The organism is Pseudomonas guariconensis, from assembly GCF_040822035.1.
GTDB classification, from domain to species: domain Bacteria; phylum Pseudomonadota; class Gammaproteobacteria; order Pseudomonadales; family Pseudomonadaceae; genus Aquipseudomonas; species Aquipseudomonas guariconensis.
This window is the reverse complement of record NZ_CP162012.1, coordinates 178,786-197,901: the sequence shown is the minus strand read 5'-3', so window position 1 is coordinate 197,901 and position 19,116 is coordinate 178,786. Positions and strand designations below refer to the sequence as shown.

Sequence of the window (19,116 nt, the reverse complement as noted above, 5' to 3'; positions counted from 1 at the left end):
CGCGCCGAGGGCATTGCCCTTGATCATGACGCTCGCGTATGGGTCCTCAAGGCTTGGCCGCCGCGCCCTGCCATCCACCGCCCAAGGCCAGGAACACCCCGATCTGCCCCATGGCCACCTGGGTATTGGCAGCAGCCAGCTGCGCGCGCACATCGGTATAAGTGCGGGTCGCCTGCAGATCGGCCAGGAACGACTCGCGTCCCACCTGGTATCGCAGGTGAGTCTGGTCCGCCGACTCCTTCGCCGAGCGCTCGGCGTCGGCCAGGGCGTCGCGGCGCTCCAGCAACGCGCTGTACTGGGCCAGGCGGGTCTGGGTTTCGCGGATGGCATTGAGTACCACGCCATCGAAATGCGCCAACGCCGCCTGGGTCGAGGCCTCGGCCATGCGGATGCGCGCCCGGGTGCCGTTGGTGGGGATCGTCCAGCTGACCTGCGGGCCGAATCCCCAACGGTTGGTCGACGGGTCACCGAGGTTTTCAAGGATACCGATGGTGCCGACCTGGGCGCCGATGCTGATGTCCGGATACAACGCACCGGTGGCCACGCCGATGGCGGCGGTGGCGGCGGCGAGCTGACGTTCGGCCTGGCGCACGTCGGGGCGGCGCTTGAGCAGCGCAGCGCCATCGCCTACCGGAAGCAACTGGGTGATGTGTGGCAGCTCCGCGCAGTCAGCGGTACCGGCCGGCAGCTGCTCGACCGGCTTGGCCAGCAGGGCCGCCAGGGTGTAAAGGCCAGCCTCACGCTCGGCCTTGAAGCGCGGCAGCTCGGCGCGCAAGGATTTGAACTGGGTCTGCGAACGGGTGACCTGGGTTTCATCCCCGCGGCCAGCGTCGCGCAGGCGCTGGTTCAATTGCACGCTCTGTTCCTGCAGGTCGAGGGACTCACGGGCGATGTGGTACTCCTCGTTGGCCGAGCACACCTGGGTGTAAGCCTTGACCACGTCGGCCACCAGGGTGATGCGCGCAGTATCGGCCGCGGCCTGCACCGCGTCGGCATTGGCCTTGGCGGCCTCGGTGCCACGCTTGAAGGTGCCCCACAGATCGAACTGGTAGCTGGCGCTGATGATCGCCTCGCCGATGTTGGCCACCGGCACCTTTTCCGGCAGCAGGAAAGCTTCGCCGGATTCCTGCAGCCGCTGGGCGCCGAGCTTGACCCCACCGTTGAAGCCACCCTGGGACTCGGCCACTTCCACCTGGGCACGAGCCTTGGCGATGTTGGCCGCCGCGACGCGTAGCTCGGTGTTGGCCGCCAGGGCCTGGCGCACCAGCTCGTTCAAGCGCTGATCCTGGTACAGCTGCCACCAGTCGTCTGGTACCGGCGCCGAGACCACGCTGTCGGCGTCCTGGCGCAGCGGGCCGTTGAGGTCGCTGCGCTGCACGGCGGCGTCCTTGGGCACTTCGTAGTCCGGGCCGACCATCATGCAGGCGCCCAGGGACAGGCACAGCCCCGCCAGGATCAGCTGTTTCATGGCCGCTGGCCCTCGATGATCGACACCGTGGCGGTACGCCCGGCGATCATGCGGAAGTCTTCTGGCACGTCATCGAAGGCGATACGCACCGGGATCCGCTGGGCCAGGCGCACCCAGCTGAAGGCCGGGTTGACGTTGGGCAACAGGTTGGCGCCGCTGCTGCGGTCTCGATCCTCGATGCCCGCCGCCAGGCTCTGCACATGGCCTCGCAGCCGGGTGTTGTCGCCCATCACGCGGATGTCCACGGCATTGCCGATGTGGATACCGCCGAGCTTGGTCTCTTCGAAATAGCCATCGACGTGGTACGAGGCGCTGTCGACCACCGACAGCACTGGCCGCCCGGCGGTGACGAATTCATGAGCACGCGGCGCGCGGTCGTTGAGGTAGCCGTCCACTGGGCTGCGCACTACCGAACGGTCGAGGTTGAGCTGGGCCGTGTCCACCGCCACCTGGGCCTCGCTGACCGCCGAACGAGCGCGTGCCTCACGCGACTGGCTCTCCTCCAACTGCTCGGCCGCCACCAGGTTGCCCAATTTACGGTTGCGCTGCGCCTCACGGGAGGCCTGGGCCAGGGTTTCCTGGCGCTCGGCCAGGGTCGCCTTGGCCTGGCGCAGGGCGAGGGTGAACCGATCTTGGTCGATGGTGAACAGAACATCGCCGCGCTTGATCATCTGGTTGTCGCGCACTTCGACCTTCTGGATAAGCCCCGATACGTCCGGGGCGATCTGGATCACGTCAGCACGAATGTGCCCGTCACGCGTCCAAGGCGCGAACATGTAGTACACGACCATCTGCCAGACCAGCACGGCCGCGAAGGTCACTACCAGCAATGTCAGGACCACTCGGCCCAAGGTCAACAACGGTTTTTTCATGGCAGCATCAGGTTTCGACAAAAGTGATCCACCGCGCCAAGCAGCACGGCGTAAAGGGCAACGTTGAACAACGCCCGGTGCCAGACCAGGCGGTAGAACCCAAGGCGCACCAGCACGGCGTGCACGCCCAGGAACAACAGGTAGGTGAAGACCATCATCACCAGCAGCGTGGGCAGAAATATCCCGCTGATATCCAGATCACCGATCACAGTGGGGCTCCATCGATGCCCGGGGGCAATTGCGGTTGGTCGGCCGGTTCGAGCATCACCTCGACGCCCGGCAACAGCGCCAGACGCAGGCCGCTCAAGGCATGCAACAGGTGCACGCGGGCATCGCCTCGGTCGTTGTCGTGCGCATCCAGGGCCAGCGCCTGGCGGGCGCGCTCCATGTTACGCAGCAGCGCCGCCGGGGCGTGCAGGCGCTCCTTGGCACGCAGGCACTGGGCGTAATGGGCGCCCACCTCCTCCACCACGGTCTGAAGGCACTTGCGAGGCCCCTGGCCGATCCGCGGCATGTAGGCCAGCAAGTCCAGCAGGTTAAGGCCCACACGCAGATCGCGCAGCGCCACGCCACTGTCCTGGCCGGTCTGGGCCAGGCGCGGCAGGTGCTGCATCAGGCGATCGAGCATCTGCACGCCGACATGGCGATGCTCGGCCAGGGTCGCGGGCTGAGTCATCTCGACGATGTCCTGCCAACTGAAGCGGGTCAGGCGCTTGGCCGCCAGCTCCACGCCGAACGGTCGCAGCAGCAGGGTCCAGATGAAGGCGAACAGCAGCCCCACAGGGCCCGCCAGGTTGGCGTTGATGAAGGTCAGGAAGTCGGCGTCGTAGGCACCCTGGATGCTGATGAAGGTGGCGGTGTTGACGATGGTCAGCAAGGTGCCGAGGTAGAAACGCGGCTGCACGGTCAGGGTGCCGACGCAGATGAACGGCACGGCGAAGGCCAGCACCAGCATCGGGAAGTCGTGCAGGTTGGGCAGCACCAGGAACAGGTAGACGCTGGAGAAAATCACCGACATCAGCGTCCAGAAGAAGAACCGATAGATCTGTGGTGCCGGGTCATCCATGGCGGCGAAGAAACTGCACGCCACGGCGGCGAGGATCACCGCGCTGCCACCATCGTTCCAACCGAGCAGGATCCACAAGCCACTGGCGACGATGATCGCGGTGACAGTGGAAAACACCGAGTAGAGCATCAGCCCGCGGTCAAAGAACGGCGTCAGCCGGCCCAGGCGCCAGTGGCGGTACACCGCACGCCATGGCGTGGCATCATCCTTGCGCAAGGCGTGCTGCAGCGCGCAGCAGTCCTGCCAGAGGTCGATCCATTCGCTCAGTCGGTAAAGGGCGTTGGAGAGCAGCAATTGCTGGCGTTGGTCCAGTGCGGCTGCGCTGGGCTGCAGGCGCTCGAGCTGCTCGTGCAGGGCGGTCCAGCGGGCCAGCGAGGCGTCTTGGGCGGTGCCTTCCAGCCAGGTGCGGGTTTCGGCCAGCAGTGGTTGGAGCTGAGCGAACTGGGCCGGGGCGCGGCTTTGCAGCGCGATCAGCGCATCGTCCAGGGCATCGATCACCGGCAGCAGGTGGATCATCCGTCCGCGCAGCTCCCGGGCATTTTTCAGGGTATGGGGGCCGGTGCCTTCATGACCGAGCTGGCCGATCATCATCTCCAGGCTGTTGAAGGTGGCGACCATCGAGGCGCGCATGCCGGCGACCTTGTCGGCGGCGACTTCGCGGGCCAGGTAGGTGTCGCTGTAGCGAATCGCCTCGTGGAACCAGCTGTTGGCCGAGCCGAGCACCACCGGCGCCAAGCGGCGCGGCCAGAAGATCGCGCCGACCACCGCCGCGCAGACGATGCCCAGGCAGATTTCCTGGGCTCGGGAGGAGGCCACATCGAACACCGCCAGCGGGTTGTCGACCACAGCCAGGGCGATCATAGGCAAGGTATAGCCGGCCAGCATCAGCACATAGTTGTTGGCCGTGCGCAGGTTCAGCGACAGGAACAGCAGCGTGCCGGTCCACAAGGCAATGGCGACGCAGAGCAGCGCTGGCGACTGTACCAAAGGCGGCACCAGCAAGACCGCCCCGCCGGCACCCAGCAACGTGCCCAAGGCGCGATACAGCGCCTTGGAGCTGGTCGGCCCGACGAAGGGGCTCGAGACGATGTACACCGTGGCCATGGCCCAGTAGGGACGTGGCAATTGCATGAGCAGGGCAATGTACAGGGCGATCATCGAAGCGGCGAAGGTGCGCACGCCATAGAACCAATCGCGGGCCGGTGGGACCGAACTGAAAAAACCGTTCATGCAAGCCCGCCCGGTGCGACTTGGCTGGCGTCTTCGAAGGCTTGGATCACCCGCAAGGTGGCCTCCAGGTCGGCTTGGTCGATCCCGCGCAACACCTGTCGGCGCAGGCGCACCAGCTCTTCTTCGATCGACTCGGCCAGACGGCGGCCCTCCTTGGTCAGGCTCAGGGCCTTGGCACGGCGGTCCAGGGGATCTTCGCTGCGACATACCAGCCCGGCCTTGCACAGCTGGTCGAGCAGGCGCACCAACGACGGGCTTTCCAGGCCGGCGGCCTGGGCCACCGCGACCTGGTGCACCCCATCGCCCAGGCGCACGATCATCAGCAGTGGCACAGCGCAGGCTTCGGAGATGCCGTAGCCCGTCAGGGCCGCCTGGCAGATGCGTCGCCAGTGGCGGGCGGCCACGACCATGCCGCTGCTGATCTTCATGTGCAGTGCATCAAGCGTCATGAGAGGAACCAAGGATATTCATAGTTTGCTAACTATCAATACTACGCCTTGCCCTCCCCCTGTCGTCAACCGGGGGCGATGGATCGCCTGGATGAATTGTTGTTCATCTTGGGGACCGTCTGGCCGCTTTCAGCAGGGGCAGGTGTTCCTGCTGAAAGCGGCTGCCAGGCCTCAACGCCACTCGCTGTAGGGCTCCAGCGGTTCCACCGGCAATAGCAGGTTGCCGCGCCAGGGCTCGAACAGATACCGAACGTAGAGCATGGCACTGCTCGGCGCATAGTCATCGCTGTGCTGCCAGTCGAAGCCCCCGCCCAAGGCCCAGTGGTCGCTCAGGCGGCGCTCGAACAAGCCTCTGAGGTGATAACCCACGCCGTTGCTGGTACTGCCCTCACTGATATCGCCGAGGTTCGAGCTTTCGAGATCATAGCGATTGATCATCTTGTCGTTCAGCGATTGGTTGGGATAGCGCGGACGGCTACCACTCTTAGCCTGGGACCAGCTGACCGAGGTTTCCAGCAATACCGACCAATCGTAGTTGCGCCAGGCATAGCTGAACGGCACGCCGATGGAGTTGTAGCGCTCCGGGCTGTAGTAGCCGCCCTGGCCCAGATAGTAATCGCCCAAATCCTTGTCATGCCGCCAGTGCATCACGGTCAGGCCGATACGCATGCGCTCGTCAGCCCGCTCCAGCAGACGGTAGTAGTAACCCGCCATGGCTCGGGTACGTTGGTTGTCGGTGACATTCTCACCATACAGCCAATGATGACCGAGGCTGGCCCATACACCATCGTCGCCGCCCTGGTCCCAGCTCAGCCCGAGCGTTGCGCCGTTAGCGGTGACCCCGCCCCAACGCACGCCCGTGCGCGGGTCCTTGGCACCACCAAACGAAAGCAGCGAATTGCTCATCGGCCGCCGTGAGGCGGTCAGCGACCAGCCAAGCTCTCCCAGGTCGCCATTGACCGTTGCACCGCCTAGCCAGTTGTTGACCTCGAAGCCATCGGTAGTGCCGAGGTCGGCAGCCCAGCGCTCCCCTTCCCAGCCCAGCGCCATGATCCGGCCATTGGCCGTCTGCGACCCGCCAGGACAACCGGCCGGCAACGGATTACCCGAACGGGTGGTACCGCTGACTTGGCATGTGCCGAACGCCTCGGTGTGCTGGCCATCTTCAAGGTCGAAACTACCAGCATCCAGGCCAATCCTTTCCAAACGCACGAACGCCTTGCCATCTTGCAACGGCATGTCGGCATGCAACAGGGTGGACTGGGTCTTGAGCTCCGAAATCCCAGCGGTGCCGTCGTCATTGCGCCAGCCATAGTCATGCATCAACGTGATGCTGGGGTTCTGCTGACGGTACAACTCATCAACGTCGCTGCGTAGGCTGCGCGCCAGCCAGTCGTCCTCGTCCTTGGCACGGCTCGCATAGGTCAGCGCCCGATCATCACGCGGTTCCAGCGCACGGCGCTCGAGCAGGTCGGCATCGGCCATCGCCGCGGCGTAAAGATCCAGTGCTCGTTGCGGGTCCTGCTGCACTGCCAATCGCGCAGCATCTCGACGCAATAGCGGATCAGGCTGGGCTTGCTCGGCCACCAGACGGTCTAGCAGCGACGCCGCCTGCGCCCGGTCGCCCACTGCCAGCCAGGCATTAGCCAGACGCCGCTGTGCGTCGATCTGCCCGGGCGGGAACTGGGGCGCACGCCGCTCCAGGGCCTGGCGTGCTCGGGGCAGGTTGCCTTCGGCTATCCAGCCCTCGATCAACCCAAGGCGGGCCTCAGGTTGCTCCGGCTGGCGCTCCAGCACGCGTTCGAAGTACGTTCGGGCTGTGCTGTGATCCCCCCGGGTCGCCGCCCAGTCCGCGAGCATCAGTAGGTCATCGGTGTCGCCTTCGCCGCGGGCAATCCCGGCCTCGAGCAGTGCGCTTGCCTCGGCTTCGCGCCCCTGGTCGCGCAACTGTCGCGCTTGAGCCAGAGTGACACGGCGCCGCGCGCGCTTTTCAAGGGCATGCATGTCGTCGGTCCATGCACCTTTGGGGACACCGGCAAGGCTATCCAGTGCCAAGGCATCACGGTCAGTGGACTCCAGGAACAGGCCATGGGCATAGCGCGCTTGCGGGTCGGTCGGATGCCGTTGCAACAGCTTGGCAAAGGCGGCATCGGCCTCGCCGATACGCCCTTGCTGACGAAGGCTGCCGGCGAGTTGGTAAACCAGCCAGGGTTCATCTGGCGCCAACTCGACTGCCCGCTTCAGCGCTGGGCTTGCCGCTGCCCAGTCCTGCCGCTGCACGGCTGCATCGGCTTCGCTGCGCAATTGCTCCAGTTCCAGGCTGCGGCGCAGGCTGGCGAACATTGCCTGTTGCCGAGGTGGCAGGCCGTTAAGGTAGGCACGCGCCTTGTCGGGTGATTGTGCTTGGTAGATCCGCATCAGGCCGCGCACAGCACTCTCGTTGTCCGGCGCCATGCGCCGAACCTGAAGGTACAACCGCTCAGCAGTGGCCGGATCGCCCTCGGCGACCGCCACGTCGGCCAAGCCAAGCACGGCGAATTCATCCTGGGGCCGCTGCTGACGCGCCTGTTGATAGATCGCACGGGCGGTGGAAATATCGCGCCGTTCCAGCGCCTGGTCGGCTTTCTTCAATTGCATCCAGTAATGGCTGGACGACTCCAGATCCTTCCACTGACTGATCCAATAGGTGTCCTGCTCCTTGGTGGCAGCCAGACGAAACGCGGCGTTGGCGTCCTCGAAACGGCTCTGGCGCATCAACGCATAACCCAAGGCGCCGTGCAGGCTGGCATCGTCGGGGTATTGGCGCAAGGCACGGCGCAACTGGGCCTCAGCCTCGGCGTTACGCCCTTGGTCGAGCAACTGCTTGCCACGCTGACCGGCCTGCCAAGCGGGATCGGCGATCAATTGACGTTGCTGGGCAAGGGTCTGGTTGGCCTGGGGCAACAGCGGTGATGCCGGATAGCGTTGGACGAAAGCTTTCCAGGCCGCCACGCTGGCAGCGCCCACGGGCTGCCCAGAGAGATAGTCGAATTCACGCTGCGCAGCAGAATCGCGTGCGCCTGGATCACGTGAGAGCAATTCGAGCAGGGCCAGCGCCTCGGGATCTCGTTTCTCAGCAAACAGCAGCCCCACCAGGGTCTGGCGCAGCCCAGCATTCCCTGGGTACTGCCGATCCAGAGCCTGCAATTGCTCGATCGCTTCGCGCCGCTGGCCAGGCAAGGCGCTGCGCACACGCCAGTAGTCCAGCGCCAGCTCCAGACTGGGCGGCTCACCCGCGAACAACTGATCGTAAATCTCCAGCGCCTCCTGATTGCGCCCGGTCACTGCGAACAGGCGTGCCTGTTGTAGGCGCCGGGTTGCCTCCGGCTGCTGCAACTCGATCAGACGCTTGGCCTTGTGCTCCTGGACGCTACCGGGCGCCTCCTGGCTAATGCGCGCCATGAGCTGGGTGACCTGGTCCTGATCACGCTCGCGCAGGGCCAGGCGCAACGAAGCGAACAGCACCTCGGCGTCGCGCGGCTCAAGCAGGCGCAAGCGACCCAGCGCATCGCGAACCAGATCATCGCGGTGCAAAGCCTCGCCCATGCGGATCTGCTCCAGCAGCCATTGGCGTTGCTCGCTGCGGTCAGTCGGTTGCGCGGCAACCTGGCTGCAAAGCCCTGTGAGCAGCACGATGCTAATCAATCGGTACATGACGTACTCCAGGCCGGCAACAAGCGACCCTCCTTGTCAAAGCGATACCGCGCCTCATCCCAGCCCTGGCCGAACAACGCCAACATCTGGCTGTAGTACGCACGAGGCTCTATCGGATGATCCTTTATTCGCTGGCGCTGGGCGCGCAGCCCTTCGTCGGCATTCGGTGTCACGGCCAGCAATGGCAGCAGTGCGGCCGAGAAACCAGCTGGTCCGCCACCACGAGCCTGGCCACTACGGGCGTCTACGGTTTCCGGCGGCTGTCCCTTTTGTGTCGTCAGCATGGCCATCGGCGCGAAATGCTGGAGTAGTTCAACCCGTTGGGCAGCGTCCTTGGCAAGCATGCCTACCCACAGATAGACACGAATGGCGTCATAGTCGCCGGCACTCCCATGTTGCGGGTCGGGCTCGATCTTGCCGGTGGGCGTCCATAGCAGCCAGTCGGGCGCAAAGCCTTTGGGAGAGGCATCGCGCAGCAGCCGACGGGTGTTGCCCGCAAGCTCGCCCCACAGGGGGTCGACCAGGGCGAAGCGGTCCAGCAGTTGCGGTGGCAGATAGCTCGGGTTAAGGCGCCAGCCTCGGGCATCGTCAAAACCGTAGTCCGCCGGCAGCAGCATGATGCCCAGGCCAGGCAGTTTGCGCAGGGTTTGAGCGCTGATGCGCCATAGCAGGTGCTGACCCAGCTGGGTATAGCTGGGTTCGTTCCACAAACGCCCCGCCTCAAGCAGGCTGTAGGCGATCCAAAGGTCAGCGTCGCTGGCATTGTTGGGGTCGAGTACCTGCCACTTGCCCTTGGCGTCACGCCCCCACAACCAGGCCGGCAAATGGCTCGAGAGGTCTCCTTCGGCCAGGTTGTTGCTGGTCCAGCGCAGCAGTTGAGCGAAGGTTGCCCGGTCATTGGCCACTAAGGCGAAGAACAGCCCATAGCTCTGCCCTTCGGAGGTGGTAATCAGGCGCTCATCACTGGGGTCCAGCACGCGTCCGTCCACACTCACCAGCTCTGTGCGCAAACGCTCCCAGGCCGGCCAAGGACAGTTTGGCGCTGCGCCCGCGATTGCGGGCAGGCTCAGCGCCAGCATCAGCACAAACCGCCACATGATCAGTCAGCCTCACCCAGCCGGCGTCGGGCAGCCCAACGCAGCGCGCGCCACAGCAGGAAGGCGAACAACAGCACGCTGATGGTGGCAAGGACCGCGAGCAATAACGGCTGCTCGGACAGGTGGAACCACAACAGCAGCCACCAGGGCAACTGGCCGACAAAATAATGCTCGCCCACGAACTGGCTGCTCACCCCGCTGGATCGCACCAGGGTGACCGAGCCGGCTACCGCATCGAGCTTGCCGGTATCGCCGAGCGCCTCACGCAGCAGCGCATAGTCGGCATCGGTATTGCCCAGCAAGGCGACCACGCTGCGCTGCTCGTGGAAGGGAGACTTGAGCCCTGTGATCGCGCCGATCGGCGCCTGGGCACTGATTGCCACATGGCTGCTGGCCGGCACGGGCGATGTGTCGAACCGGTGGCGACCGGGCATGTTTGTGGAGCGTCCTTGCGCCAGCCAGTCGCGCTGGGCGTTGAGCAGCAGGCCAAGGTTGCGCTCCTGGGCCAGCTCCTGGGGCAATGTGCCGATAACCAGCAGGTCGGCATCCGCCGAGGCCGCTTGCTTCCAGTCGTCGATCAGGCGAATCCCTAAGGCCGGGTAGCCGACTTGACCGGCAATGCTACCTACCACATCGAGCAGAATACCCACCTGCATCGGCGTCGGTTTGGCGGGTACCAAGACCTGGGTTTCGGACAGATCTGCCATGCGGCTGAACGGGAAACCGCTGCGGGCGAAGGCACGCAGGTCTGGCATGGCGATGTAGTGGTGATAACCGGAGAGGTCGATGGTGGAGTTCTCGTCGATGGCCGCGCGTACGTCCACCGGCAAGGAGGTCTGGCACTGATCACGCTGAGAGCTGCCGAGCTTACTGGCGAAGCTGAAGTCGAACCGCAGGCGGTTGCGGTCACCGATCTTCAGCGCAGGTACCAACGCCTGCTCGCTCAACGCGGTGCTGTCGCTGGACAGTACACTCAGGCGCAGCTCTTCGAGCGTGCCGCCACGGCGATCATTGCCCACCAGCGGCATGCTGGTGATGTATTGATCATTGACACTGATGGTCAGGCGCGATTCGTCCGTGACCGCCGGCGGCGTGTAGCGATACAGCGTGCGCAACGGAATGCCCTGGTTGCGCCAAACGAACAGGTCTGGCGGCAGGTTCACATCGAGGATGATCGCGTTCGGTTGCAAGCCGCTGACCTGCAACTGCTGCGGGTAATCGAGCAACTCGGCGAAACGTACCGGACGGTCGGTGCGGGTCCAGTTCGGCGCATCGTATGGCTTGCGAGGCTGCAGATCGCTCATCTGTTCGATCTTCACTCGGTCGCCACGGAACAGGTTGTTGCCCACCGCCAATGCCGAGGCAGCCTTGACCAGGTCCTCGTCGTTGCGCCCCAGCACCAGCAGCAGCTTGCTCCAACGATCGCTCGGATGGTCGATCAGTTGCACCACCGGGCCGTCCACCCGCGGGAACTTCTCGTAGTCGGCCAGAAATGCCGGACGACGCTCGTTGCTGGCAAAGACGATCGCCGGCTTTGGCTTGTCGCCTGCCGCCGGCAGGCTGTCGAAGAGCACCGGGAAGGTCGCCTTGCGCCAGCCCGCCTGGCTGCCGAAATAGGACGCGAGAATCGTGGCGGCACGTTGCTCCCCCAGCGTCGGGCTCGCGGCGAAGACCACCGGCAGGTCAACCTTGCCGGTATCGCGCGCGTCGAAGAACGGCAACGGGAAGAAGGCCAGGTCGTTTTCCATCGCCAGGGCCTGCTCGCGCAGATGAACCTCGCTCTTGCGATTGAGGTTCAGCCAAAGGCCGCTGTGCGCGGGGTCTTCACAGACGTCGGCGTAGTGCCCGACGAACTCCAGACGCACCCGGTTGAAGTCACTGATCAGCTTGGGATCGAGCGGCAGCTGACGCTGGACGCGCTGGCCAAGCTGGTCCTTTTCCACCGGCAACACGCCCATCAGCTCATCATTGAGGTAGACGCGCAGGTGCGACAGGGTCGGCAGCAGCGCCGGCGAGGGCGTGTAGTCCAACTGCAGGACAGCTTCGGTGGCGAGCCGGTCGCGACGCAGGCCGAATTCGATCTGCTCGCTGTTGCGCACACCGAGCAACAGTGTGTCGGCCGGATGCCCGAGCTGCTCGAACGTTCTCGCCACGGGCCAGTTGGGTACCACCGGCTCGGCAACGGCCTCGGGGGTGGGCGGGGTGGTGTCGGCGGTGGCCTGGAACACGCAGGCGAGCAGCGCCATCGCCAGGCCCCAGGTACGTGCGGGGTAACGAGTCATGATGCGTCTCGGGTTGAAAGATTCGTGGAAGGGAGAGGCCGCGGGGTGCGCGGCATGAAGGTGGCCAGCCAGCGCGCCAGCACGACCAGAGGTCGTACCGGCCCCAACAGCCGCACCGGAACGTACTCGAGCAGTCGCAGGTAGCCGACGCCACCCAGCTTCAGCACATCGACCAGGCTTTGCAGCGGGCGGTCGTGCTGATGCGCCTCCTGCCAGGCCAGCCAAGCGTCGGCACGGGCGAAGGTGCAGTGCACCAGGTCGATGCGTTGCTGTGTGTCCAGTTCATCGAAGGTCAGGCCGAGGTGGCGCCCAACCCGGCGGGTGATTCGTGCATCGAAGGCGAACTCACGCTCCCCTCGGCTGAGCAGCAGACGCACCCGGCCACCGGTCTTCGGTGCCAGGCCGTCACCCAGCTCAAGGCCGATACCGCTGTCCGAATAGTCCACCAGGGTGCACGGATAGGCGTGACCGTTCTCAAGAACCAGCGCAGCCGGCAGGTGCATCTGCACCCGGTGCGCACGTCGAACCTGGCGCACCTCGGCGGCCACAGCGGTCGCAGCACCGATGATCAACAGGTTGTAGGTCACCCAGAGCGAACTGACGATGACCGTGCCGATCTCTTCGGTCGGGCCAGTGAACAGGCGCCAGACCGCGAACCCGAGCCCGACGAAGTTGAGCACCGCCAGCAACAGGTAAGGCTGGGCGATACGCCAGTCGAACTGGCTCTCCTCCATCAGCCCGCCTTTGGCAGTGACGTTGAACTTGCCCTTCTTCGGCGCGAACAGGGCCACCGTGGTGGGCCGTGCGATGTACCACGCCAGCACGGTCTCGTAGACCTCACCCCAGAAGGTGCGCCGGTATTTGCCCTGCATGCGCGAGTTGGTCAGGCTGGCGTGGATCATGTGCGGCAGTACGTAGAGCAGGATCATCAGCGCCGGTGCATAGATGATGTAGGCATGCAGCAGCAGGAACGCCAACGGCGCGGTCAGGAACACCAGACGCGGCAGGCCGGCCAGGAAGTGCAGCATGGCATTGGCATAGCACACCCGCTGGAACAGGCTCAGGCCACGACCGAACAAGGGGTTGTCGGTGCGGAAGATCTGTACCATCCCGCGCGCCCAACGAATTCGCTGGCCGATGTGCGCCGACAGGCTCTCGGTAGCCAGACCAGCTGCCTGCGGCAGGCGCAGGTAGGCGGAGTTCCAGCCATGGCGGTGCAGGCGCAAGGCGGTATGGGCGTCTTCGGTCACGGTCTCCACGGCGAACCCGCCGATGTCTTCCAGGGCAGTACGCCGCAGCACGGCACAGGAACCGCAGAAGAAGGCCGCGTTCCACATGTCGTTGCCATCCTGGATCAGGCCGTAGAACAACTCGCCTTCGTTGGGGCGGTTGCGGAAGGTGCCCAGGTTGCGCTCGAACGGGTCAGGCGAGAAGAAATGGTGAGGTGTCTGCACCAGCGCCAGGCGTGGGTCCTTGAGGAACCAGCCCACCGTCATCTGCAGGAAGGAACGCACCGGCACATGGTCGCAGTCGAAGATCGCGATCAGCTCGCCGTCGGTGACACCCAGGGCGTGATTCAGGTTGCCAGCCTTGGCGTGCTTGTTGTCGGGACGGATGATGTAACCAACACCCATTTCCTCAGCAAAGGCGCGGAAGTTATCGCGGCGGCCATCGTCGAGCAGGTAGATGCGCAGACGCTCGCGCGGCCAGTCCAGGCCCAGCGCCGCGAGCACAGTGGTACGCACCACCGAGAGGTCCTCGTTGTAGGTGGGGATCATCAGGTCCACGGTCGGCCACTCGGTAAGCTGCTCCGGCAGGTTCGCCGGCTTGCGCTCCAGTGGCCAGCAGGTCTGGATATAACCCAGGATCAGCACGAACCAGGAGTAGGTCTCGGCAATCAGCAGGGTCAGCCCGCACACCAGGTCCAACGTATCGTTCCAGTTGAGCGTGGAGGTGTAGCGCCACCACAGGTAACGGCAGGAAATGATCGTCGAGAGGATGATCAACATCAGGGTCGGGAAGCGACCGGGCATGTGGCGCACCAGCATGGCGATGCCCCACAGCAGCAGAATGAACATCAGCTGGGCCAGGTAGCCGAATGGCTCGGTCACGCACAGCAGCGCCAGTGCAAGGGCGCACACCGTGAGCACAAAGTAGAACGCGCGCCGGGCACCTTTGCTCAGGCCCCGCAGCTGTTGGGCGGCGTTACGCTGCCAAGTGCTGGTGCGCACCTGGCTGGGCACCCGCCGCAACTTCTCGACCATGTGCAAGCGAAGGCGACGCAGGCGTTGCAGCAGGGCGGCCCCGGCGTCAAACAGGGCGCGGCAGCCGCGGGCCAGCGCGGACGGTTTGCGCGGTTGCGGCTCGTGTCGGATCAACAACCACGCACCTTGGATCAGCAAGCGCAGTGGGTCGCCCAAGGTCGGCGGTTTGCCGGCCACTTGCGGGAACAGCCGCCGCCGATCAGCCAGCAGCGCTTGCCAGGCCGGGGACTCCAGACGCAGCAGAAGGAAGGCCAGCCAGGTGCCCAGGGTGAACACCAGCGCAGTCAGGCGCGCCGCACCTAGGTGGGAGTAGTAGTGGTAGGCATTGGCCGGCGACAGTTTCACGATCGACGCCTCGTCAGGCAGCGCACAGCTAGGCTCTGTACGTCACGGGAGGCCAGGCTCTGGGGGGCGTAGTGGCCGACCGGAGCCTTGCAGGCCAGCGCCTCGACGAATGCCTCGTCGCGATGTATCACCTGCAGAGGAAGGCGGTTGTGGTAAAGCCTGCGCCAGACCATCAGCACATCGCTCTGCAAGCGACTGGCCGCGTCGAAACGGTTGATAAGCAGCAGATCGAAGCGCTCCGGCGCCTGGCGCTCCAGCAAAATGTGGCTGGTCATTTCAGCTTCTGCGACCAGTACACGTACATCGACCTCCACTTCACGCAAGGCGCCCGAAGATGGCAAATCGAATAGCACCCAGTCGAAGTGCCGGACCAACTGCGCCTGGCGGGCACTCCAGATCCCAGGGTTGAATGTCCCGCTCAGCTCGGCCAGGGCCGGTTCGTCAAGCTCGCCGAAGGGCATCACGCATAAGCCGTCGAACACTTCGAATACCTGATCGCCGAACGGGCGACCGTCCCGTTCGGCGTTCGCCCAACCGTCGCATCCAACCAGCGGCAGATTGAAGTGCAGGCCCAACAGGTTGTTCGAGCATAAGTCGACCAGCAGCACCCGCTCACCCAGTTCCCGCAGGGCATGCCCCAACGCGGCGAGCACGGAGCTACGCCCCAGGCCGCCACGCAGCCCATGCAGCGCAAGGCTGGTCATCGCGCGGTAGCCTTGGGCGCTGGAGCTATCTCATGGGCGAGGTCACTCATGGACTTCGCACAGCTTTCTCCCAGCAAGGGCCAGCGCCGCAGCGCCTCGCGCACCCCCACCATCAACGAGATGTCCTGGTAGTTCAGTTCGGGCATATCCAGATGCTGACGCAACCGGGCGATGTCATCACTGCGATCAGCGGGATCTGCTTTCCTTGTCATCAGTTGCTCTCCTTCGGGATCGGTTGCCAGTTCGGCTGGCCTTGCAGACGCATGTAGCTGGTGCCTTGGAAATCCATTACCTGGGCGCCGGACGTTTCAGCGACATGTTCGGTGGTGGGCAAATCTTTCAGCACACCAGGCAAATCCAGGACCTGGCCGGCTCCCTGGTTGGCATAGACGCGCGATACCAGTTCGGACAGGGCCAGGTAGCTGGTGGGCGCCGAGACATGCAGAGGCTCGCGCCGGCCTGGTTGATCCATGCCGATGAACTTGAGCCCTACCGGCACATGGGTGATCGATGGCGTAGGGATCTCGCGCATGCCGGGCAGCTGCATGCGGTCGCCGTGCAGCGCCGCGCCGTGCTCCGGTACGATCGCCACGACGACTCGGCGACCGCTGCGTTGCAGTTCATCCAGGAATTTGCCCAGGTCATCGAACAGACGCGTCGCGCGGGTGTTGTAGTCCGCCATACGGGTTCCCCCATCAGCAGTCACTATGCGATTGCCGTCATGCAGGCTGATGGTGTTGTAGAACAGCGAGACATGCGCTGCTCCCGACGCCTGGCGGCGCCCCCACCAGCCTTGCAGCACCTCCAGATCACTGGCGATAGGCGAGCCATCGAAACCGACCAGCGAGCGGCGGAAGTCGGTGCTGGACAGGCTCGGCTGCGGCATGTGCTGGGTAGTGATGTCACCCAGGAAGTTATCGAAGTGCCCACTGTGGTTGAGCAATGTCTCACGCTCGAAGCCCAGCCGGGCGAGGTTATCGAACAACAGGCACTGATCGGGTGCCGGCTTGTAGAGCATTTCATGCGAGGGCTGGCCACAGCTGGCCCGCAACACGCGGATCGCGGCCGGGCCACTGTACGAGGTAGCCGAGTTGAACTGGTCGAAGATCACGTCCAGGCGCGAGAACAGTGGGTTTTCATGCAGGCCGACAGCGGTGAGGTCATCCCAGGCCAGGGAGCAGACGTTGATCACCAACAAATCGAAAGGTTGCTCATCGGGCTTGACCACCGGGAAGGCGGTGACCCGCTGGCGCTCGCGGTCGAAGAAGCTATCCAGCTTGGCATTGAGCGTGGCATCGTCTGCTGCCACGGCAGCTGCCTCCTGCGTAGCAACGTCGGTCACGACCTGGCGCGAGGTGACCGGCGTGATCGACGGCAATCCGCTTGCGGCCAGCCACAGCAGTCCGACCACACTCAGGGTGCTCAGGCGCAACCAGTGTCTTAGGTAGAAGTAGCCCACCACCGTCAACAACAAGGCGCCCACCAAGTACCAATTGATGAAGCGGCCCAGCAGTTCCAGCATGTAGTCAGGCGTGAAATCGAGCACACCGGGCTGCGCGAGCAGACGCTCGAATGGCGGCAGCCAGGTGTCCTGATAAAACAAAGCGACGCCGATCGGCACAGCCACCAGTTGCCGCACGACACGTAACCAGCGCCCTGGCAGTGGCACCATCAGGAAGGCTGCGAACAGCAGGTTGGGCAACGGCTGGAAGTCCAGCAGCCCCGCGGCGAGCATGACGAACTTCGCCAGGAAATACAGGTTCCAGGCGCCCAGGCCCGGCCAACGGGACAGTGGGTGGGCAATGACCATCGAGTTACTCATGCTTCTCCCCACGTCGACGCACGCCCGCAGCTTTCATGTGACGTGGCGGCAAACGGTGTTTCAACCAGCTCTGCACCCAGGTTTTCAGGCGCAGCAGAGCGAACGCCAGGATCAGCGTGCCAAGCGCACTGATGCCGATGACTTGCAGCAGTTGCTCGAAATTCATGCCTTGCCTCGTCGTGGCAGCGATATGGGCCTTGGCTGCAATACGGCACGGACCTTGGACATCGGCACGCTGGCCGCATCGGCAACCGGTGCCACCGGCTGCGTCTCATCCATGAATGCCGGCGCGCCGAGGCTTTCAGGCGTGACAAGCAGTTCCCGGCCGATGAACAGCTCCCGCCAGGACAATTGGAAAATGTGGTCCAGCGCTTGCTCGACGCCTTCGGCGCGGCAAGCGAAGAGGAACAGGTACAGCATGTCGTCGACCACGCAGGCGATATCCCCGTCGCGGCGGAAGATACTGCGTGAACACGCTTGCAAGGAGGACAGACCAGGGGCGGGACGCAGCACCAGTAGCTGGTGGACGATTTCCCCGTTGCGCATGCCCTGCCACATCTGCAGCACGGCATCGGCGAAGGCGCGAGGTGAGACCAGGCCCGATATCGGCAGCGGCCGCAGGCGAGCCAGCAACGCATCGAAGTCAGCCGGCAGCCGACGGCGCCAGGTGTAGCCCTGGATGCTGTCGACCTGAGTCAGGAAGCGTGAAAGGCTGGCGCCGAAAGGCACGATCAAGCTGGCACCACAGGCCAGCAGCAATTGCTCGTCCTGATAGCGAAGCGTTGGTGCCATTTCGCGCACCACCAGTTTCAGGGCGTTGCCCCGCAACAGGCGCAGGGTGTGCAGTTGCCGCGCGAGAACGTCCAGGCGCTGCCCGCCGTCCATGGGGAAGATCACCGTGGCGGACACCGCCACACCAGCCCTGGCACCCAGTTCGCTGATGCTATCGAACAATTGCCAGTGCTCGGAGAAGGCCGGCGCGCCTTCCAGCACCTGTCGCTGGGCCAGGAACAGAAGCTCGTCGCCGCCGGTCTCGGCCAGCGGTTGAGGACGGCCTGCAAGCACGAAACCACCGGTGTGACGCGTCAGTTCGATATCTTCGGTGCCAACGACACCCAGCGCGTTGCGCCAATAATGCAACAGGTAACGTACCCCACCCTGGCCACGATAGAGCTGGGCCAACCCATCGAGATCCTGATTGCACCTACGCAGCTGCTCGAGCAGCCAGACGCTCTGCCCTTCGCTGACCATCAACAGGACGCTGCCCGCATCACGAAGGCTGTCGGCCATTTCGCGACACCAACTCCCTATGTCGCTGTCCTCCCAATCCGTCGCCGATACCCGGGCCACGATCACGCGACCGGTCGGGTCGATGCGTGGCAGGTCTTGGGCAAGATGGCGTGCGGCATGAGGCTGGGCTTGGTACAAGGCGAGTTGCCCCGGTCCACGGTCCGGAGCAAGCCCATCGACGATTTCGCGCACCCCCTGCGCACTGTCGATCAGCGTCGCTTTGGCATCGCCTGTCATTGCCTCGATGACCTGGCGGCAAATCGCGCTGGCATCTTCGGCCGTGTCACAGGCCACCCAGTACAGTCCTTGGGTGTGGAACTGGCAGTGCTCGGCACTCAGGCCGGGAATGGCCAAAGAAGGAATGATTTTCGCCAAAACTATGACTCTGTAATTCAGGACCGACGTTTTACCGATAGATGCCGCACATCCATTTGTCGGAGATCAAAAATATCGGTGCACTTTGTCAGAACGCAAAGCGTCAAAAAAACATCAGATCAAAGAGCACAGCTTAACAGGCGTCAATTGTACAGCACT

General features: G+C 64.2%; 14 protein-coding genes. All 14 read right to left on the bottom strand.

From position 1 onward, the window contains the following. Positions 1-46: 46 nt before the first annotated feature. Positions 47-1,468: an efflux transporter outer membrane subunit gene (locus AB1N67_RS00905; protein WP_090343492.1), complete on the bottom strand. Its 1,422-nt coding sequence runs from the start codon at positions 1,466-1,468 to the stop codon at positions 47-49. Continuing rightward, the gene (locus tag AB1N67_RS00900; RefSeq protein ID WP_367863482.1) at positions 1,465-2,340 is read right to left on the bottom strand and encodes an efflux RND transporter periplasmic adaptor subunit; all 876 of its coding nucleotides are present in this window, start codon (positions 2,338-2,340) and stop codon (positions 1,465-1,467) included. The genes AB1N67_RS00905 and AB1N67_RS00900 overlap by 4 nt, the downstream gene beginning before the upstream one ends. Further along, positions 2,337-2,549, bottom strand: a complete 213-nt coding sequence (locus AB1N67_RS00895) for a DUF1656 domain-containing protein (RefSeq protein ID WP_332771288.1) — start codon at positions 2,547-2,549, stop codon at positions 2,337-2,339. The genes AB1N67_RS00900 and AB1N67_RS00895 overlap by 4 nt, the downstream gene beginning before the upstream one ends. Continuing rightward, entirely contained in the window at positions 2,546-4,636 is a 2,091-nt protein-coding gene (locus AB1N67_RS00890) for an FUSC family protein (protein WP_332771286.1), read from the bottom strand. Before AB1N67_RS00890 ends, AB1N67_RS00895 begins: the two co-directional genes overlap by 4 nt. Beyond that, positions 4,633-5,085, bottom strand: a complete 453-nt coding sequence (locus AB1N67_RS00885; protein WP_043212113.1) for a MarR family winged helix-turn-helix transcriptional regulator — start codon at positions 5,083-5,085, stop codon at positions 4,633-4,635. Before AB1N67_RS00885 ends, AB1N67_RS00890 begins: the two co-directional genes overlap by 4 nt. Positions 5,086-5,256: 171 nt before the next feature. Further along, positions 5,257-8,778, bottom strand: coding sequence for a cellulose synthase complex outer membrane protein BcsC (gene bcsC / locus AB1N67_RS00880; RefSeq protein WP_367863481.1), 3,522 nt, complete (start codon positions 8,776-8,778; stop codon positions 5,257-5,259). Further along, the gene (gene bcsZ, locus AB1N67_RS00875; RefSeq protein ID WP_367863480.1) at positions 8,766-9,875 is read right to left on the bottom strand and encodes a cellulose synthase complex periplasmic endoglucanase BcsZ; all 1,110 of its coding nucleotides are present in this window, start codon (positions 9,873-9,875) and stop codon (positions 8,766-8,768) included. Before bcsZ ends, bcsC begins: the two co-directional genes overlap by 13 nt. 2 nt (positions 9,876-9,877) lie before the next feature. Beyond that, positions 9,878-12,157 carry a cellulose biosynthesis cyclic di-GMP-binding regulatory protein BcsB gene (gene bcsB, locus AB1N67_RS00870; protein ID WP_090343504.1) on the bottom strand — a complete coding sequence of 760 codons (2,280 nt, stop codon included), beginning with the start codon at positions 12,155-12,157 and terminating at the stop codon, positions 9,878-9,880. After that, a complete protein-coding gene (gene bcsA, locus AB1N67_RS00865) occupies positions 12,154-14,766 on the bottom strand; it encodes a UDP-forming cellulose synthase catalytic subunit (protein WP_090343507.1) in 2,613 nt (870 codons plus the stop codon). Before bcsA ends, bcsB begins: the two co-directional genes overlap by 4 nt. Then, positions 14,763-15,470, bottom strand: a complete 708-nt coding sequence (gene bcsQ / locus AB1N67_RS00860; protein ID WP_090343510.1) for a cellulose biosynthesis protein BcsQ — start codon at positions 15,468-15,470, stop codon at positions 14,763-14,765. The genes bcsA and bcsQ overlap by 4 nt, the downstream gene beginning before the upstream one ends. Then, a complete protein-coding gene (gene bcsR / locus AB1N67_RS00855) occupies positions 15,467-15,685 on the bottom strand; it encodes a cellulose biosynthesis protein BcsR (RefSeq protein WP_090343513.1) in 219 nt (72 codons plus the stop codon). The genes bcsQ and bcsR overlap by 4 nt, the downstream gene beginning before the upstream one ends. Next, positions 15,682-17,292 (bottom strand): cellulose biosynthesis protein BcsG, encoded by a 1,611-nt coding sequence (gene bcsG, locus AB1N67_RS00850; RefSeq protein WP_182942118.1) that lies wholly within the window; start codon positions 17,290-17,292, stop codon positions 15,682-15,684. The genes bcsR and bcsG overlap by 4 nt, the downstream gene beginning before the upstream one ends. Then, on the bottom strand, positions 17,285-17,458 hold the full coding sequence (bcsF, locus tag AB1N67_RS00845; protein ID WP_090343520.1) for a cellulose biosynthesis protein BcsF: 174 nt from the start codon (positions 17,456-17,458) through the stop codon (positions 17,285-17,287). Before bcsF ends, bcsG begins: the two co-directional genes overlap by 8 nt. Next, positions 17,455-18,945, bottom strand: a complete 1,491-nt coding sequence (bcsE, locus tag AB1N67_RS00840; RefSeq protein ID WP_090343543.1) for a cellulose biosynthesis protein BcsE — start codon at positions 18,943-18,945, stop codon at positions 17,455-17,457. Before bcsE ends, bcsF begins: the two co-directional genes overlap by 4 nt. Between the last annotated feature and the right edge of the window lie 171 nt (positions 18,946-19,116).

Excerpts from the sequence above, each read along its gene's own strand:
- AB1N67_RS00905 (WP_090343492.1), bottom strand. The coding sequence starts at position 1,468 with ATGAAACAGCTGATCCTGGCGGGGCTGTGCCTGTCCCTGGGCGCCTGC.
- AB1N67_RS00900 (WP_367863482.1), bottom strand. The coding sequence starts at position 2,340 with ATGAAAAAACCGTTGTTGACCTTGGGCCGAGTGGTCCTGACATTGCTG.
- AB1N67_RS00890 (WP_332771286.1), bottom strand. The coding sequence starts at position 4,636 with ATGAACGGTTTTTTCAGTTCGGTCCCACCGGCCCGCGATTGGTTCTAT.
- AB1N67_RS00885 (WP_043212113.1), bottom strand. The coding sequence starts at position 5,085 with ATGACGCTTGATGCACTGCACATGAAGATCAGCAGCGGCATGGTCGTG.
- bcsC (WP_367863481.1), bottom strand. The coding sequence starts at position 8,778 with ATGTACCGATTGATTAGCATCGTGCTGCTCACAGGGCTTTGCAGCCAG.
- bcsZ (WP_367863480.1), bottom strand. The coding sequence starts at position 9,875 with ATGTGGCGGTTTGTGCTGATGCTGGCGCTGAGCCTGCCCGCAATCGCG.
- bcsB (WP_090343504.1), bottom strand. The coding sequence starts at position 12,157 with ATGACTCGTTACCCCGCACGTACCTGGGGCCTGGCGATGGCGCTGCTC.
- bcsQ (WP_090343510.1), bottom strand. The coding sequence starts at position 15,470 with ATGACCAGCCTTGCGCTGCATGGGCTGCGTGGCGGCCTGGGGCGTAGC.
- bcsG (WP_182942118.1), bottom strand. The coding sequence starts at position 17,292 with ATGAGTAACTCGATGGTCATTGCCCACCCACTGTCCCGTTGGCCGGGC.
- bcsF (WP_090343520.1), bottom strand. The coding sequence starts at position 17,458 with ATGAATTTCGAGCAACTGCTGCAAGTCATCGGCATCAGTGCGCTTGGC.